Origin of the sequence: Streptomyces sp. NBC_01408 (assembly GCF_026340255.1) — a bacterium.
Lineage (GTDB): Bacteria > Actinomycetota > Actinomycetes > Streptomycetales > Streptomycetaceae > Streptomyces.
In genome coordinates this window covers 822,481-836,153 of the sequence record NZ_JAPEPJ010000001.1, presented here as the reverse complement: position 1 = coordinate 836,153, position 13,673 = coordinate 822,481, and the positions used below count along the sequence as shown (strand labels likewise).

Below are 13,673 nucleotides of genomic sequence, written 5' to 3'. Positions count from 1 at the left end.
AGTCGTCCGGAATCGGACGAGGACTGAGAAATGGGTATCCGCAAGTACAAGCCGACGACCCCGGGCCGTCGTGGCTCCAGCGTCGCCGACTTTGTCGAGATCACGCGGTCCACGCCGGAGAAGTCGCTGGTTCGCCCTCTGCACAGCAAGGGCGGCCGTAACAACACCGGCCGGATCACCGTTCGCCACCAGGGTGGTGGACACAAGCGCGCCTACCGAGTGATCGACTTCCGTCGTCACGACAAGGACGGCGTGCCGGCCAAGGTCGCGCACATCGAGTACGACCCCAACCGCACGGCGCGCATCGCGCTCCTGCACTACGCCGACGGCGAGAAGCGCTACATCATCGCGCCGAAGAGCCTGAAGCAGGGCGACCGGATTGAGAACGGCCCCACGGCCGACATCAAGCCCGGTAACAACCTGGCGCTCCGCAACATCCCGGTCGGTACCACGATCCACGCGATCGAGCTCCGTCCCGGTGGCGGCGCGAAGTTCGCCCGTTCGGCCGGTGCCTCCGTGCAGCTGCTGGCGAAGGAGGGCACCATGGCCCACCTTCGTATGCCGTCCGGTGAGATCCGTCTCGTCGACGCGCGCTGCCGCGCCACGGTCGGCGAGGTCGGCAACGCCGAGCAGTCGAACATCAACTGGGGCAAGGCCGGCCGCATGCGCTGGAAGGGCGTTCGCCCGTCCGTCCGCGGTGTCGCGATGAACCCGGTTGACCACCCGCACGGTGGTGGTGAGGGCAAGACCAGTGGTGGTCGCCACCCGGTCTCCCCGTGGGGTCAGAAGGAGGGTCGTACTCGCTCGCCGAAGAAGGCTTCGAGCAAGTACATCGTCCGCCGCCGCAAGACGAACAAGAAGCGCTAGGAGCGGGTTTAGATGCCGCGCAGTCTCAAGAAGGGGCCCTTCGTCGACGACCACCTCGTAAAGAAGGTGGACGTCCAGAACGAAGCCGGCACCAAGAACGTCATCAAGACCTGGTCCCGTCGCTCGATGATCATCCCCAGCATGCTGGGTCACACCATCGCGGTGCACAACGGCAAGACCCACGTCCCGGTGTTCGTCACCGAGTCGATGGTCGGCCACAAGCTCGGCGAGTTCTCGCCGACTCGCACCTTCCGCGGCCACGTCAAGGACGACCGGAAGTCGAAGCGCCGCTAAAGGCGGGGTGGTTACGACTATGACTTACACCGAAGGGACAACCATGGAAGCCAGGGCCCAGGCGCGGTACATCCGCGTCACGCCCATGAAGGCCCGCCGAGTGGTGGACCTTATCCGTGGCATGGATGCCACGGAGGCTCAGGCGGTCCTGCGTTTCGCCCCGCAGGCCGCGAGCGTGCCGGTCGGCAAGGTGCTTGACAGCGCCATTGCCAACGCCGCACACAACTACAACCACCCGGACGCCACTTCGCTGTTCATCAGCGAGGCGTTCGTGGACGAGGGCCCGACCCTGAAGCGGTTCCGTCCGCGTGCGCAGGGCCGTGCCTACCGGATCCGCAAGCGGACCAGCCACATCACCGTGGTCGTCAGCAGCAAGGAAGGTTCCCGGTAATGGGCCAGAAGGTAAACCCGCACGGGTTCCGGCTCGGCATCACCACCGACTTCAAGTCGCGTTGGTACGCCGACAAGCTGTACAAGGACTACGTCAAGGAAGACGTCGCCATCCGCAGGATGATGACGTCCGGCATGGAGCGCGCCGGCATCTCGAAGGTTGAGATCGAGCGCACCCGTGACCGCGTGCGGGTGGACATCCACACCGCTCGTCCGGGCATCGTCATCGGCCGCCGTGGCGCCGAGGCCGACCGCATCCGCGGTGACCTCGAGAAGCTCACGGGCAAGCAGGTCCAGCTGAACATCCTCGAGGTCAAGAACCCCGAGCTCGACGCTCAGCTGGTTGCCCAGGCCGTTGCCGAGCAGCTCTCCTCCCGCGTCTCCTTCCGTCGCGCCATGCGTAAGAGCATGCAGGGCACGATGAAGGCCGGCGCCAAGGGCATCAAGATCCAGTGTGGCGGCCGTCTCGGCGGCGCCGAGATGTCCCGCTCCGAGTTCTACCGCGAAGGCCGTGTGCCGCTGCACACCCTCCGCGCGAACGTGGACTACGGCTTCTTCGAGGCCAAGACCACCTTCGGCCGTATCGGTGTGAAGGTCTGGATCTACAAGGGCGATGTCAAGAACATCGCCGAGGTTCGCGCCGAGAACGCTGCGGCCCGTGCGGGTAACCGCCCGGCCCGTGGTGCTCAGGGCGCTGGCGACCGTCCCGCCGGCCGTGGTGGCCGTGGTGGCGAGCGCGGCGGCCGTGGTGGCCGCAAGCCGCAGCAGGCTGCTGGTGCCGAGGCCCCCAAGGCCGACGCCCCCGCCGCCGCTCCGGCCGAGAGCACCGGAACGGAGGCCTGACCGACATGCTGATCCCTCGTAGGGTCAAGCACCGCAAGCAGCACCACCCGAAGCGCAGCGGTATGGCCAAGGGCGGTACTGAGGTCTCGTTCGGCGAGTACGGCATCCAGGCGCTGACCCCGGCGTACGTGACGAACCGCCAGATCGAGGCGGCTCGTATCGCGATGACCCGCCACATCAAGCGTGGCGGCAAGGTCTGGATCAACATCTACCCGGACCGTCCCCTGACGAAGAAGCCTGCCGAGACCCGCATGGGTTCCGGTAAGGGTTCTCCCGAGTGGTGGATCGCGAACGTGCACCCGGGCCGGGTCATGTTCGAGCTGTCCTACCCGAACGAGAAGATTGCTCGTGAGGCGCTCACCCGCGCTGCTCACAAGCTTCCGATGAAGTGCCGGATTGTTCGGCGCGAGGCAGGTGAGTCGTGATGGCGACGGGAACCAAGGCGTCCGAGCTGCGTGAGCTCGGCAACGAGGAGCTCGTTGGCAAGCTGCGCGAGGCCAAGGAGGAGCTGTTCAAGCTCCGCTTCCAGGCGGCCACGGGTCAGCTGGAGAACAACGGCCGGCTCAAGTCCGTCCGTAAGGACATCGCTCGCATCTACACCCTGATGCACGAGCGTGAGCTCGGTATCGAGACGGTGGAGAGCGCCTGATGAGCGAGAACAACGTGACTGAGAAGACCGAGCGCGGTTTCCGCAAGACCCGTGAGGGTCTGGTCGTCAGCGACAAGATGGACAAGACCGTCGTCGTCGCCGTCGAGGACCGCGTGAAGCACGCCCTGTACGGCAAGGTCATCCGCCGTACGAACAAGCTCAAGGCGCACGACGAGCAGAACGCTGCCGGCGTCGGCGACCGCGTCCTCATCATGGAGACGCGTCCGCTGTCGGCGAGCAAGCGCTGGCGCATCGTCGAGATCCTCGAGAAGGCCAAGTAAGCACCTGAGGGGTTTCCCTTAGGTTCGTTCCGCCAGGCTCGGTGGGGGCGGTAGCTCTTCGGAGTGAGGCCCCCGCCGGGAACCGGCAGACAAACAGGAGATACACGTGATCCAGCAGGAGTCGCGACTGCGTATCGCCGACAACACTGGTGCGAAGGAAATCCTTTGCATCCGTGTTCTCGGTGGTTCCGGTCGCCGCTACGCGGGCATCGGTGACGTCATCGTCGCCACCGTCAAGGACGCGATCCCCGGTGGCAACGTGAAGAAGGGTGACGTCGTCAAGGCGGTCATCGTTCGCACCGTCAAGGAGCGTCGCCGCCAGGACGGCTCGTACATCCGCTTTGACGAGAACGCCGCCGTCATTCTGAAGAACGACGGCGACCCTCGCGGCACCCGTATCTTCGGCCCGGTGGGCCGTGAGCTGCGCGAGAAGAAGTTCATGAAGATCATCTCGCTCGCGCCGGAGGTGCTGTAAGCATGAAGATCAAGAAGGGCGACCTGGTTCAGGTCATCACCGGTAAGGACAAGGGCAAGCAGGGCAAGGTCATCATGGCCATCCCTACTGAGAACCGCGTCCTGGTCGAGGGTGTCAACCGGGTCAAGAAGCACACCAAGGCCGGCCAGACCGCTGGTGGTTCGCAGACCGGCGGCATCGTCATCGTCGAGGCGCCGATCCACGTCAGCAACGTTCAGCTGGTTGTGGAGAAGGACGGCCAGAAGGTCGTTACCCGCGTCGGTTTCCGCTTCGACGACGAGGGCAACAAGATCCGCGTTGCCAAGCGGACGGGTGAGGACATCTGATGGCTACCACTCCGCGTCTCAAGACGAAGTACCGCGAGGACATCTCGGGCAAGCTGCGTGAGGAGTTCTCCTACGAGAACGTCATGCAGATCCCCGGTCTCGTGAAGATCGTGGTCAACATGGGTGTGGGCGACGCCGCCCGCGACTCCAAGCTGATCGACGGCGCCATCAAGGACCTGACGACGATCACCGGTCAGAAGCCGGCCGTCACGAAGGCCCGGAAGTCCATCGCGCAGTTCAAGCTGCGCGAGGGTCAGCCGATCGGCTGCCACGTCACCCTCCGTGGTGACCGCATGTGGGAGTTCCTGGACCGTACGCTGTCGCTCGCGCTGCCGCGTATCCGTGACTTCCGTGGTCTGTCGCCGAAGCAGTTCGACGGCCGTGGCAACTACACCTTCGGTCTCACGGAGCAGGTCATGTTCCACGAGATCGACCAGGACAAGATCGACCGTACCCGGGGTATGGACATCACCGTGGTCACCACGGCGACCAACGACGACGAGGGCCGTGCCCTCCTTCGTCACCTCGGCTTCCCCTTCAAGGAGGCGTAAGCGAGATGGCGAAGAAGGCTCTCATCGCGAAGGCTGCCCGCAAGCCCAAGTTCGGTGTGCGTGCGTACACCCGCTGCCAGCGCTGCGGTCGCCCCCACTCCGTGTACCGCAAGTTCGGCCTGTGCCGCGTGTGCCTTCGTGAGATGGCTCACCGTGGCGAGCTGCCGGGCGTGACCAAGAGCTCCTGGTAATTCCCCCTCGTCCGTAAGGACTTGGGCGGTACCAGGCACTCTCGGTAAGCATCTGGACGGTGGGTGCCCAGCCCCGCATGCCTTAGGCTTGTGTGGTTGGGCGTCTGCCGCCCATAACGACTTACTACGCCGTAGGTCCCCGCACCGCACCCGTCCCGCCACTGAGTGGGGAGAGGGATGGCGCATACAGGAAACCCCGGCGAGAGAGGCCGAAGGCCACTTCATGACCATGACTGACCCGATCGCAGACATGCTCACGCGTCTGCGTAACGCTAACTCGGCGTACCACGACACCGTCGTGATGCCGCACAGCAAGATCAAGTCGCACATCGCAGAGATCCTCAAGCAGGAGGGTTTCATCACCGGCTGGAAGGTCGAGGACGCCGAGGTCGGCAAGAACCTCGTCCTCGAGCTGAAGTTCGGGCCGAACCGCGAGCGCTCCATTGCGGGCATCAAGCGGATCTCGAAGCCCGGTCTGCGCGTGTACGCGAAGTCCACCAACCTGCCGAAGGTGCTCGGCGGCCTGGGCGTGGCGATCATCTCCACGTCCCACGGTCTCCTCACCGGCCAGCAGGCAGGCAAGAAGGGCGTAGGTGGGGAAGTCCTCGCCTACGTCTGGTAGTCGGGAACGGAGGAAAAGCAATGTCGCGAATCGGCAAGCTCCCCATCCAGGTTCCCGCCGGTGTGGACGTCACCATCGACGGCCAGGCGGTCGCTGTGAAGGGCCCCAAGGGTTCCCTCGCGCTGACCGTCAAGGCGCCGATCGAGATCGTCAAGGGTGAGGACGGCGTTCTGAACGTCATCCGCCCCAACGACGAGCGTCAGAACAAGGCCCTGCACGGCCTGTCCCGCACGCTGGTGGCGAACATGATCACCGGCGTGACCACGGGATACGTCAAGGCTCTCGAGATCAGCGGTGTCGGTTACCGCGTCGCCGCGAAGGGCTCCAGCCTGGAGTTCCAGCTTGGTTACAGCCACCCGATCCTGATCGAGGCGCCCGAGGGCATCTCCTTCAAGGTCGAGTCGCCCACCAAGTTCTCGGTCGAGGGCATCGACAAGCAGAAGGTCGGCGAGGTCGCCGCCAACATCCGCAAGCTGCGGAAGCCCGACCCGTACAAGGCCAAGGGTGTCAAGTACGCCGGCGAAGTCATCCGCCGCAAGGTCGGAAAGGCTGGTAAGTAGCCATGGCATACGGTGTGAAGATCGCCAAGGGCGACGCGTACAAGCGCGCTGCCAAGGCACGCCGCCACATCCGCATCCGCAAGAACGTCTCGGGTACGGCGGAGCGTCCGCGCCTCGTCGTGACGCGTTCCAACCGCAACATCGTTGCTCAGGTCATCGACGACCTCCAGGGTCACACCCTGGCGTCCGCGTCGACCCTGGACGCTTCGATCCGCGGTGTGGAAGGCGACAAGAGCGCCCACGCCCAGGCTGTCGGCGCGCTCGTCGCCGAGCGTGCCAAGGCCGCGGGTGTCGAGACCGTCGTGTTCGACCGCGGTGGCAACCGATACGCCGGGCGCATTGCCGCTCTGGCTGACGCCGCCCGCGAAGCCGGGCTGAAGTTCTAAGCCCCGGTTCCGGGACTCACGGACGTAACAGAGAGAGGTAATCCAATGGCTGGACCCCAGCGCCGCGGAAGCGGTGCCGGTGGCGGCGAGCGGCGGGACCGGAAGGGTCGCGACGGTGGCCCTGCCGCCGAGAAGACCGCTTACGTTGAGCGCGTTGTCGCGATCAACCGCGTCGCCAAGGTTGTCAAGGGTGGTCGCCGCTTCAGCTTCACCGCGCTGGTCGTGGTGGGCGACGGTGACGGCACTGTAGGTGTCGGTTACGGCAAGGCCAAGGAAGTTCCCGCGGCCATCGCCAAGGGCGTCGAGGAAGCCAAGAAGAGCTTCTTCAAGGTTCCCCGCATCCAGGGCACCATTCCTCACCCGATCACGGGCGAGCGTGCCGCGGGCGTCGTGCTGCTGAAGCCGGCTTCCCCCGGTACCGGTGTTATCGCCGGTGGCCCGGTGCGCGCCGTTCTGGAGTGCGCCGGCGTTCACGACATCCTGTCGAAGTCGCTCGGTTCGTCGAACGCGATCAACATCGTGCACGCGACCGTGGCTGCGCTCAAGGGTCTGCAGCGTCCCGAGGAGATCGCGGCTCGCCGTGGTCTGCCCCTCGAGGACGTCGCCCCTGCCGCGCTCCTTCGTGCACGTGCTGCGGGAGCGGGTGCGTAATGGCCCGTCTCAAGATCACGCAGACGAAGTCGTACATCGGTAGCAAGCAGAACCACCGCGACACGCTGCGTTCGCTCGGGCTCAAGCGCCTGAACGACGTCGTCGTCAAGGAGGACCGCCCCGAGTTCCGCGGAATGGTGCAGACCGTCCGCCACCTCGTGACGGTTGAGGAGGTTGACTAACATGGCTGAGAACAGCCCGCTGAAGGCCCACAACCTCCGTCCCGCCCCCGGCGCCAAGACCGCGAAGACCCGTGTCGGTCGTGGTGAGGCGTCGAAGGGTAAGACGGCTGGTCGTGGTACGAAGGGCCAGAAGGCCCGTTACCAGATCCCGCAGCGCTTCGAGGGTGGGCAGATGCCCCTCCACATGCGTCTGCCGAAGCTCAAGGGCTTCAAGAACCCGTTCCGCACCGAGTTCCAGGTCGTGAACCTGGACAAGCTCGGCGCTCTCTACCCCGAGGGTGGAGAGGTCACGGTGGCCGACCTGGTCGCCAAGGGCGCGGTTCGCAAGAACAGCCTCGTCAAGGTCCTGGGCCAGGGCGAGATCTCCGTGGCGCTGCAGGTTTCGGTTGACGCCGTCTCCGCCTCCGCCAAGGAGAAGATTGCCGCTGCCGGCGGCACTGTCACCGAGCTCGTCTAAGACGAATTCAGTGGCTAAATAGCTCGAAACCCGACCGGGGATGCCTCACATATGGGGCATCCCCGGTTGGTCGTTCCACGGAAGGCACACTCGCCGGTAAGGTGGCGTGCACCTTTGCTTTGTCGTATACGTCGATCCCTCAGACCGTCACCTCTGACGCAGTAGCGCGGGGGTCGCAGGAGGCACCGTGCTCACCGCGTTCGCCCGGGCGTTCAAGACGCCCGACCTGCGCAAGAAGCTGCTCTTCACGCTCGGCATCATCGTGCTGTTCCGGCTCGGGTCCCACATCCCGGTACCCGGCGTGAGCTACAAGAACGTTCAGATCTGTGTTGACCAGATGGGGAGCGGCAGCAACAGCCTCTTCGGTCTCGTCAACATGTTCAGCGGCGGTGCGCTGCTGCAGATCACGATCTTCGCGCTCGGCATCATGCCGTACATCACGGCGAGCATCATCCTGCAGCTGCTGACCGTGGTCATCCCGAAGCTGGAGACCCTCAAAAAAGAGGGTCAGTCCGGCACGGCGAAGATCACCCAGTACACGCGCTATCTGACGGTCGCACTCGCGATCCTGCAGGGCACCGGCCTCGTCGCCACCGCCCGCACTGGCGCCCTGTTCCAGGGTTGCCAGGTCGCCAGCCAGATCGTCCCGAACCGGTCGATCTTCACCACCGTCGTCATGGTCCTCACCATGACCGCCGGTACCTGTGTCGTCATGTGGCTCGGTGAGCTCATCACCGACCGTGGCATCGGCAACGGCATGTCGATCCTGATGTTCATCTCGATCGCCGCCGGCTTCATCAGCGCCCTGTGGGCCATCAAGGTCCAGGGCAAGATCGCCGACGGCTGGGTCGAGTTCGGCGTCGTGATGCTCGTCGGCCTCGCGATGGTCGGCCTGGTGGTCTTCGTCGAGCAGGCGCAGCGCCGGATCCCGGTCCAGTACGCGAAGCGCATGATCGGCCGTCGTGCCTACGGTGGTACCTCGACCTATATCCCGCTCAAGGTGAACCAGGCGGGCATCATCCCCGTCATCTTCGCCTCGTCGCTGCTCTACATCCCGGCACTGGTCGTACAGTTCAGCGGTTCCACCGCGGGCTGGGCCACCTGGATCAACAAGCACTTCGTCAAGGGCGACCACCCTTACTACATCGCGGTGTACTTCCTCCTGATCGTCTTCTTCGCGTTCTTCTACGTGGCGATTTCCTTCAACCCCGAGGAAGTTGCAGACAACATGAAGAAGTATGGTGGGTTCATCCCGGGTATCCGCGCCGGTCGACCTACCGCCGAGTACCTGAGCTACGTACTCAACCGGATCACCTGGCCGGGGTCGCTGTACCTGGGTCTCATCGCTCTTGTGCCGACGATGGCGTTGGCAGGCTTCGGGGCGAACCAGAACTTCCCGTTCGGCGGGACGAGCATCCTGATCATCGTGGGTGTGGGTCTGGAAACCGTGAAGCAGATCGAGAGCCAGCTCCAGCAGCGTAATTACGAAGGGTTCCTCCGCTGATGCGTATCGTCCTCGTCGGACCGCCCGGTGCGGGCAAGGGAACGCAGGCCGCGTTCCTTGCCAAGAACCTGTCGATCCCGCACATCTCCACGGGCGACCTGTTCCGGGCCAACATCAGTCAGGGCACCGAGCTCGGCAAGAGCGCGAAGTCGTACATGGACGCCGGTGAGCTCGTGCCGGACTCGGTCACCATCGGCATGGCCAAGGACCGGATGGAGCAGCCCGATGCCGCGCACGGCTTCCTGCTCGACGGCTTCCCGCGCAACCTCTCGCAGGCCGAGGCGCTCGACGAGATCCTCAAGGACGCCGGCCTGAGCCTGGACGCCGTCCTCGACCTGGAGGTCGAGGAGGACGAGGTCGTCAAGCGCATCGCGGGCCGCCGGACCTGTCGCAAGAACTCCGCGCACGTCTTCCACGTCACGTACGCGACGCCGAAGACCGAAGGCGTCTGTGACCACTGCGGCGGCGAGCTGTACCAGCGCGGAGACGACTCCGAGGACACGGTCCGTAACCGGCTGTCGGTCTACCACGCGGAGACCGAGCCGATCATCGACTACTACAAGGCCCAGGGCCTCGTGTCGACGATCCCCGCCCTCGGCGAGGTCGCGGAGATCACGAAGCGCGCGATGGACGCCCTCAAGAAGTAGTCACCCCCTTTGTGCACGTACGGCCGCGGTGTCCCCTCGGGGCACCGCGGCCGTCTGTATGACGCGCCCCGGCACGACATCAGCCGATAATTGAGCAACCACAGCGGACAGCGACCACGTCCGCGAGAGCGGCGGCGGTTCAGCCGCAAGAAACGGAAGGCTGTTCCTCATGGTCCAGATCAAGACCCCCGAGCAGATCGCGAAGATGCGCGAGGCAGGGCTGGTCGTCGCCGCGATCCACGCGGCCACCCGTGAGGCGGCCGTGCCGGGTGCCACGACGCGGGATCTGGACATGGTGGCCCGCAAGGTGATCGCGGACGCCGGGGCCAAGTCGAACTTCCTCGGTTACGGCGGCTTCCCCGCGACCATCTGCACCTCGGTGAACGAGGTCGTCGTCCACGGCATCCCGGACGAGAAGACGGTCCTCAAGGACGGCGACGTGATCTCGATCGACGCGGGCGCGATCGTGGACGGCTGGCACGGCGACGCCGCGTACACCGCCTTCGTGGGCTCTGGGCACGCCCCTGAGCTCCTGGAGCTCTCCCGGGTGACCGAGGAGTCCATGTGGGCCGGCATCGCCGCCATGAAGCTCGGCAACCGCCTCGTGGACATCTCCAAGGCGATCGAGCAGTACATCCGCCGCCAGCCGCGTCCCGCCACCGGCAAGTACGGGATCATCGAGGACTACGGCGGCCACGGCATCGGGTCCGAGATGCACATGGACCCGCACCTGCTGAACTACGTCTCGCGCAAGCGGGGCAAGGGGATCAAGCTGGTCCCGGGCGTCTGCCTGGCGATCGAGCCCATGGTCTCCCTGGGCACCGCCCAGACGGAGGTACTGGCGGACGACTGGACGGTCATCACGACCGACGGGACCTGGTCCTCGCACTGGGAGCACTCCATCGCACTGACGGAGGCCGGACCCATCGTCCTGACCAGCCCGGACTGCGGCAAGGCGAAGCTGGCGGAGTACGGAGTGACCACAGCTCCGGACCCCCTCGGTTAATGATCTAGACTCTGGGGCAAACTTTCCGGATTCGTCTTTCTGGGTGCCCTGACGTAGACTGACTCGTCGGCTCTCGTGCACTCCCATGCCTGCATGGCGCACGGGGCCGATCAAGGTAGCCGATTCGAAGGGCGAAGCGTGGCCAAGAAGCAAGGTGCCATCGAAATCGAGGGCACCGTGATCGAGTCCCTCCCGAACGCGATGTTCAAGGTGGAACTGCAGAACGGTCACAAGGTCCTCGCGCACATCAGCGGCAAGATGCGCATGCACTACATCCGCATCCTCCCGGATGACCGGGTCGTCGTGGAGCTGTCTCCGTACGACCTGACGCGTGGCCGGATCGTCTACCGATACAAGTAGATCTTGTCCTCACTCCCGCTTGGGCGTCTTGTCCCTGCGCGGGTGGTGGCACTGACCCGGAGAACCTCACCAACATGAAGGTCAAGCCGAGCGTCAAGAAGATCTGCGACAAGTGCAAGGTGATCCGCCGTCACGGCCGGGTCATGGTCATCTGCGACAACCTGCGCCACAAGCAGCGCCAGGGCTGACGCACGCCGACCGACCTGCCTTCCGCAGTTCTTCGCGCGACGTAAGAAAACGTACATACGCAGAACCCGCCCAGCCCGTATCAGGGCCGGCGGTACCTCCGGCGGGGGCCGGGGACCCGGGCGTACCATCACCCATTTCGGAGTGGTCGGCGGTCGGGGTCGGTTCTGCGGAAGACCCCCGAACACACAGGAGCCATTGAATGGCACGCGTTTCCGGTGTTGACATCCCGCGCGAAAAGCGTGTGGAGATCGCACTTACCTACGTCTTCGGTGTCGGTCGCACCCGGTCCAAGGAAATCCTTGCGGCCACCGGTGTGAACCCGAACACCCGCGTTCGTGACCTGGCCGAAGAGGACCTCGTCAAGATCCGCGAGTACGTGGACGCCAACCTCCGCACCGAGGGTGACCTCCGCCGCGAGATCCAGGCCGACATCCGCCGCAAGGTCGAGATCCAGTGCTACCAGGGTATCCGCCACCGTCGCGGCCTCCCGGTGCACGGTCAGCGCACCAGCACGAACGCCCGTACCCGCAAGGGTCCGCGTCGCGCGATCGCCGGTAAGAAGAAGCCGGGCAAGAAGTAGTCCTGTTCAGCGGTCTTGCGCTGTAGGACCGACCACCTCCCGTAGGAGATTTAGATGCCCCCCAAGGGTCGTCAGGGCGCTGCCAAGAAGGTGCGCCGCAAGGAAAAGAAGAACGTCGCTCACGGGCACGCCCACATCAAGAGCACGTTCAACAACACCATCGTTTCGATCACGGACCCCTCGGGCAACGTGATCTCCTGGGCCTCCGCCGGCCACGTCGGCTTCAAGGGCTCGCGCAAGTCCACCCCCTTCGCCGCGCAGATGGCCGCCGAGTCGGCCGCCCGCCGCGCGCAGGAGCACGGCATGCGCAAGGTTGACGTCTTCGTCAAGGGTCCGGGCTCCGGCCGCGAGACCGCGATCCGCTCCCTCCAGGCCACTGGCCTCGAGGTCGGCTCCATCCAGGACGTCACCCCCACCCCGCACAACGGCTGCCGCCCGCCGAAGCGCCGCCGCGTCTGACGCAGCGGACGCACCTGTGCGTCTTTGAGTGTCCGGGCGGTACGAACCCCTTCGGGGGGACGTACCGCCCGTACCCTTGCTGTATGCAGTGACCGTCGGACGTCAAATAGTGGGCGTCCACGAAAGAAGGAACACAGACATGCTTATCGCTCAGCGTCCTTCGCTGACCGAAGAGGTCGTCGACGAGTACCGCTCGCGGTTCGTGATCGAGCCGCTCGAGCCGGGCTTCGGTTACACCCTCGGCAACTCCCTGCGCCGCACGCTCCTGTCCTCCATCCCGGGTGCCGCTGTCACCAGCATCCGCGTGGACGGCGTCCTGCACGAGTTCACCACCGTGCCGGGCGTCAAGGAAGACGTCACCGACATCATCCTCAACATCAAGCAGCTGGTCGTCTCCTCGGAGCACGACGAGCCGGTCGTGATGTACCTGCGCAAGCAGGGTCCCGGCCTGGTCACCGCTGCTGACATCGCGCCCCCGGCCGGTGTCGAGGTGCACAACCCGGACCTGGTCCTCGCCACGCTCAACGGCAAGGGCAAGCTGGAGATGGAGCTGACCGTCGAGCGCGGTCGCGGCTACGTCTCCGCCGTCCAGAACAAGCAGCTGGGCCAGGAGATCGGCCGCATCCCGATCGACTCCATCTACAGCCCGGTCCTCAAGGTCACCTACAAGGTCGAGGCGACCCGAGTCGAGCAGCGCACCGACTTCGACAAGCTGATCGTCGACGTCGAGACCAAGCAGGCCATGCGCCCGCGCGACGCCATGGCGTCCGCCGGTAAGACCCTGGTCGAGCTGTTCGGTCTGGCCCGCGAGCTCAACATCGACGCCGAGGGCATCGACATGGGCCCCTCGCCGACGGACGCGGCCCTGGCCGCCGACCTGGCGCTGCCGATCGAGGAGCTCGAGCTCACGGTCCGCTCGTACAACTGCCTCAAGCGCGAGGGCATCCACTCCGTGGGTGAGCTCGTCGCCCGCTCCGAGGCCGACCTGCTCGACATCCGCAACTTCGGTGCGAAGTCGATCGACGAGGTCAAGGCGAAGCTTGCCGGCATGGGCCTGGCCCTCAAGGACAGCCCGCCCGGATTCGACCCGACCGCCGCCGCCGACGCGTTCGGCGCGGACGACGACGCCGATGCGGGTTTCGTCGAGACCGAGCAGTACTGATTCTTCCCGTCGCCGGCGGCTGAGGCCTTTGGCCTCGACCG

At 65.2% G+C, this 13,673-nt stretch carries 25 protein-coding genes; all 25 read left to right on the top strand.

Going from position 1 to position 13,673, the window contains the following annotated elements; all coding sequences use genetic code 11:
- The first annotated feature begins 30 nt into the window (after nucleotides 1-30).
- Nucleotides 31-867 carry a 50S ribosomal protein L2 gene (rplB, locus tag OG447_RS03855; protein ID WP_069921522.1) on the top strand — a complete coding sequence of 279 codons (837 nt, stop codon included), beginning with the start codon at nucleotides 31-33 and terminating at the stop codon, nucleotides 865-867.
- Nucleotides 868-879: 12 nt separating this feature from the next.
- The gene (gene rpsS, locus OG447_RS03850; protein WP_008739713.1) at nucleotides 880-1,161 is read left to right on the top strand and encodes a 30S ribosomal protein S19; all 282 of its coding nucleotides are present in this window, start codon (nucleotides 880-882) and stop codon (nucleotides 1,159-1,161) included.
- 43 nt (nucleotides 1,162-1,204) lie between these two features.
- The gene (gene rplV / locus OG447_RS03845; RefSeq protein ID WP_266938741.1) at nucleotides 1,205-1,552 is read left to right on the top strand and encodes a 50S ribosomal protein L22; all 348 of its coding nucleotides are present in this window, start codon (nucleotides 1,205-1,207) and stop codon (nucleotides 1,550-1,552) included.
- Nucleotides 1,552-2,394 (top strand): 30S ribosomal protein S3, encoded by an 843-nt coding sequence (gene rpsC, locus OG447_RS03840; protein ID WP_008739710.1) that lies wholly within the window; start codon nucleotides 1,552-1,554, stop codon nucleotides 2,392-2,394. The genes rplV and rpsC overlap by 1 nt, the downstream gene beginning before the upstream one ends.
- Nucleotides 2,395-2,399: 5 nt before the next feature.
- Nucleotides 2,400-2,819, top strand: a complete 420-nt coding sequence (gene rplP / locus OG447_RS03835) for a 50S ribosomal protein L16 (RefSeq protein ID WP_112447745.1) — start codon at nucleotides 2,400-2,402, stop codon at nucleotides 2,817-2,819.
- A complete protein-coding gene (gene rpmC, locus OG447_RS03830) occupies nucleotides 2,819-3,043 on the top strand; it encodes a 50S ribosomal protein L29 (RefSeq protein WP_008739703.1) in 225 nt (74 codons plus the stop codon). Before rplP ends, rpmC begins: the two co-directional genes overlap by 1 nt.
- Entirely contained in the window at nucleotides 3,043-3,324 is a 282-nt protein-coding gene (gene rpsQ, locus OG447_RS03825; RefSeq protein ID WP_030008467.1) for a 30S ribosomal protein S17, read from the top strand. The genes rpmC and rpsQ overlap by 1 nt, the downstream gene beginning before the upstream one ends.
- A gap of 106 nt (nucleotides 3,325-3,430) precedes the next feature.
- Nucleotides 3,431-3,799 carry a 50S ribosomal protein L14 gene (rplN, locus tag OG447_RS03820; RefSeq protein WP_008739701.1) on the top strand — a complete coding sequence of 123 codons (369 nt, stop codon included), beginning with the start codon at nucleotides 3,431-3,433 and terminating at the stop codon, nucleotides 3,797-3,799.
- Between the two features lie 2 nt (nucleotides 3,800-3,801).
- Nucleotides 3,802-4,125: a 50S ribosomal protein L24 gene (gene rplX / locus OG447_RS03815; protein ID WP_214946845.1), complete on the top strand. Its 324-nt coding sequence runs from the start codon at nucleotides 3,802-3,804 to the stop codon at nucleotides 4,123-4,125.
- Complete coding sequence (rplE, locus tag OG447_RS03810; protein ID WP_266934872.1) at nucleotides 4,125-4,676, top strand: 50S ribosomal protein L5; 552 nt, start codon at nucleotides 4,125-4,127, stop codon at nucleotides 4,674-4,676. The genes rplX and rplE overlap by 1 nt, the downstream gene beginning before the upstream one ends.
- 5 nt (nucleotides 4,677-4,681) lie before the next feature.
- On the top strand, nucleotides 4,682-4,867 hold the full coding sequence (locus OG447_RS03805) for a type Z 30S ribosomal protein S14 (protein WP_003956452.1): 186 nt from the start codon (nucleotides 4,682-4,684) through the stop codon (nucleotides 4,865-4,867).
- 223 nt (nucleotides 4,868-5,090) lie between these two features.
- Complete coding sequence (rpsH, locus tag OG447_RS03800; RefSeq protein ID WP_007265911.1) at nucleotides 5,091-5,489, top strand: 30S ribosomal protein S8; 399 nt, start codon at nucleotides 5,091-5,093, stop codon at nucleotides 5,487-5,489.
- Between the two features lie 20 nt (nucleotides 5,490-5,509).
- Nucleotides 5,510-6,049, top strand: coding sequence for a 50S ribosomal protein L6 (gene rplF / locus OG447_RS03795; RefSeq protein ID WP_266934871.1), 540 nt, complete (start codon nucleotides 5,510-5,512; stop codon nucleotides 6,047-6,049).
- Between the two features lie 2 nt (nucleotides 6,050-6,051).
- Entirely contained in the window at nucleotides 6,052-6,435 is a 384-nt protein-coding gene (gene rplR / locus OG447_RS03790; protein WP_189970613.1) for a 50S ribosomal protein L18, read from the top strand.
- Nucleotides 6,436-6,480: 45 nt separating this feature from the next.
- Nucleotides 6,481-7,086 (top strand): 30S ribosomal protein S5, encoded by a 606-nt coding sequence (rpsE, locus tag OG447_RS03785; RefSeq protein WP_214946843.1) that lies wholly within the window; start codon nucleotides 6,481-6,483, stop codon nucleotides 7,084-7,086.
- Nucleotides 7,086-7,268 carry a 50S ribosomal protein L30 gene (gene rpmD / locus OG447_RS03780; protein ID WP_053682614.1) on the top strand — a complete coding sequence of 61 codons (183 nt, stop codon included), beginning with the start codon at nucleotides 7,086-7,088 and terminating at the stop codon, nucleotides 7,266-7,268. The genes rpsE and rpmD overlap by 1 nt, the downstream gene beginning before the upstream one ends.
- Nucleotide 7,269: 1 nt before the next feature.
- Nucleotides 7,270-7,725 carry a 50S ribosomal protein L15 gene (gene rplO / locus OG447_RS03775; protein ID WP_030008473.1) on the top strand — a complete coding sequence of 152 codons (456 nt, stop codon included), beginning with the start codon at nucleotides 7,270-7,272 and terminating at the stop codon, nucleotides 7,723-7,725.
- Nucleotides 7,726-7,912: 187 nt separating this feature from the next.
- A complete protein-coding gene (gene secY, locus OG447_RS03770; RefSeq protein ID WP_266934870.1) occupies nucleotides 7,913-9,229 on the top strand; it encodes a preprotein translocase subunit SecY in 1,317 nt (438 codons plus the stop codon).
- On the top strand, nucleotides 9,229-9,876 hold the full coding sequence (locus tag OG447_RS03765; RefSeq protein ID WP_266934869.1) for an adenylate kinase: 648 nt from the start codon (nucleotides 9,229-9,231) through the stop codon (nucleotides 9,874-9,876). Before secY ends, OG447_RS03765 begins: the two co-directional genes overlap by 1 nt.
- 169 nt (nucleotides 9,877-10,045) lie before the next feature.
- Nucleotides 10,046-10,882: a type I methionyl aminopeptidase gene (gene map, locus OG447_RS03760; protein ID WP_266934868.1), complete on the top strand. Its 837-nt coding sequence runs from the start codon at nucleotides 10,046-10,048 to the stop codon at nucleotides 10,880-10,882.
- Between the two features lie 138 nt (nucleotides 10,883-11,020).
- A complete protein-coding gene (gene infA, locus OG447_RS03755) occupies nucleotides 11,021-11,242 on the top strand; it encodes a translation initiation factor IF-1 (RefSeq protein WP_003956442.1) in 222 nt (73 codons plus the stop codon).
- 74 nt (nucleotides 11,243-11,316) lie between these two features.
- Entirely contained in the window at nucleotides 11,317-11,430 is a 114-nt protein-coding gene (rpmJ, locus tag OG447_RS03750; RefSeq protein WP_003956441.1) for a 50S ribosomal protein L36, read from the top strand.
- A gap of 200 nt (nucleotides 11,431-11,630) precedes the next feature.
- Nucleotides 11,631-12,011, top strand: coding sequence for a 30S ribosomal protein S13 (gene rpsM / locus OG447_RS03745; RefSeq protein WP_150518306.1), 381 nt, complete (start codon nucleotides 11,631-11,633; stop codon nucleotides 12,009-12,011).
- 54 nt (nucleotides 12,012-12,065) lie between these two features.
- The gene (gene rpsK, locus OG447_RS03740) at nucleotides 12,066-12,470 is read left to right on the top strand and encodes a 30S ribosomal protein S11 (RefSeq protein ID WP_003956432.1); all 405 of its coding nucleotides are present in this window, start codon (nucleotides 12,066-12,068) and stop codon (nucleotides 12,468-12,470) included.
- A gap of 139 nt (nucleotides 12,471-12,609) precedes the next feature.
- The gene (locus tag OG447_RS03735; protein WP_008739666.1) at nucleotides 12,610-13,632 is read left to right on the top strand and encodes a DNA-directed RNA polymerase subunit alpha; all 1,023 of its coding nucleotides are present in this window, start codon (nucleotides 12,610-12,612) and stop codon (nucleotides 13,630-13,632) included.
- Nucleotides 13,633-13,673 lie beyond the last annotated feature (41 nt).

What these genes read in the sequence shown, in the direction of transcription:
- rpsS (WP_008739713.1), top strand. Translation starts at nt 880, where the DNA reads ATGCCGCGCAGTCTCAAGAAGGGGCCCTTCGTCGACGACCACCTCGTA.
- rplP (WP_112447745.1), top strand. Translation starts at nt 2,400, where the DNA reads ATGCTGATCCCTCGTAGGGTCAAGCACCGCAAGCAGCACCACCCGAAG.
- rplE (WP_266934872.1), top strand. Translation starts at nt 4,125, where the DNA reads ATGGCTACCACTCCGCGTCTCAAGACGAAGTACCGCGAGGACATCTCG.
- rpsC (WP_008739710.1), top strand. Translation starts at nt 1,552, where the DNA reads ATGGGCCAGAAGGTAAACCCGCACGGGTTCCGGCTCGGCATCACCACC.
- OG447_RS03765 (WP_266934869.1), top strand. Translation starts at nt 9,229, where the DNA reads ATGCGTATCGTCCTCGTCGGACCGCCCGGTGCGGGCAAGGGAACGCAG.
- rpmD (WP_053682614.1), top strand. Translation starts at nt 7,086, where the DNA reads ATGGCCCGTCTCAAGATCACGCAGACGAAGTCGTACATCGGTAGCAAG.
- rplX (WP_214946845.1), top strand. Translation starts at nt 3,802, where the DNA reads ATGAAGATCAAGAAGGGCGACCTGGTTCAGGTCATCACCGGTAAGGAC.
- OG447_RS03805 (WP_003956452.1), top strand. Translation starts at nt 4,682, where the DNA reads ATGGCGAAGAAGGCTCTCATCGCGAAGGCTGCCCGCAAGCCCAAGTTC.
- rpmJ (WP_003956441.1), top strand. Translation starts at nt 11,317, where the DNA reads ATGAAGGTCAAGCCGAGCGTCAAGAAGATCTGCGACAAGTGCAAGGTG.
- rplB (WP_069921522.1), top strand. Translation starts at nt 31, where the DNA reads ATGGGTATCCGCAAGTACAAGCCGACGACCCCGGGCCGTCGTGGCTCC.
- rpsK (WP_003956432.1), top strand. Translation starts at nt 12,066, where the DNA reads ATGCCCCCCAAGGGTCGTCAGGGCGCTGCCAAGAAGGTGCGCCGCAAG.
- rplO (WP_030008473.1), top strand. Translation starts at nt 7,270, where the DNA reads ATGGCTGAGAACAGCCCGCTGAAGGCCCACAACCTCCGTCCCGCCCCC.
- rpsQ (WP_030008467.1), top strand. Translation starts at nt 3,043, where the DNA reads ATGAGCGAGAACAACGTGACTGAGAAGACCGAGCGCGGTTTCCGCAAG.
- rplR (WP_189970613.1), top strand. Translation starts at nt 6,052, where the DNA reads ATGGCATACGGTGTGAAGATCGCCAAGGGCGACGCGTACAAGCGCGCT.
- rpmC (WP_008739703.1), top strand. Translation starts at nt 2,819, where the DNA reads ATGGCGACGGGAACCAAGGCGTCCGAGCTGCGTGAGCTCGGCAACGAG.
- OG447_RS03735 (WP_008739666.1), top strand. Translation starts at nt 12,610, where the DNA reads ATGCTTATCGCTCAGCGTCCTTCGCTGACCGAAGAGGTCGTCGACGAG.
- rpsE (WP_214946843.1), top strand. Translation starts at nt 6,481, where the DNA reads ATGGCTGGACCCCAGCGCCGCGGAAGCGGTGCCGGTGGCGGCGAGCGG.
- rplV (WP_266938741.1), top strand. Translation starts at nt 1,205, where the DNA reads ATGGAAGCCAGGGCCCAGGCGCGGTACATCCGCGTCACGCCCATGAAG.
- map (WP_266934868.1), top strand. Translation starts at nt 10,046, where the DNA reads ATGGTCCAGATCAAGACCCCCGAGCAGATCGCGAAGATGCGCGAGGCA.
- rpsM (WP_150518306.1), top strand. Translation starts at nt 11,631, where the DNA reads ATGGCACGCGTTTCCGGTGTTGACATCCCGCGCGAAAAGCGTGTGGAG.
- rplF (WP_266934871.1), top strand. Translation starts at nt 5,510, where the DNA reads ATGTCGCGAATCGGCAAGCTCCCCATCCAGGTTCCCGCCGGTGTGGAC.
- rpsH (WP_007265911.1), top strand. Translation starts at nt 5,091, where the DNA reads ATGACCATGACTGACCCGATCGCAGACATGCTCACGCGTCTGCGTAAC.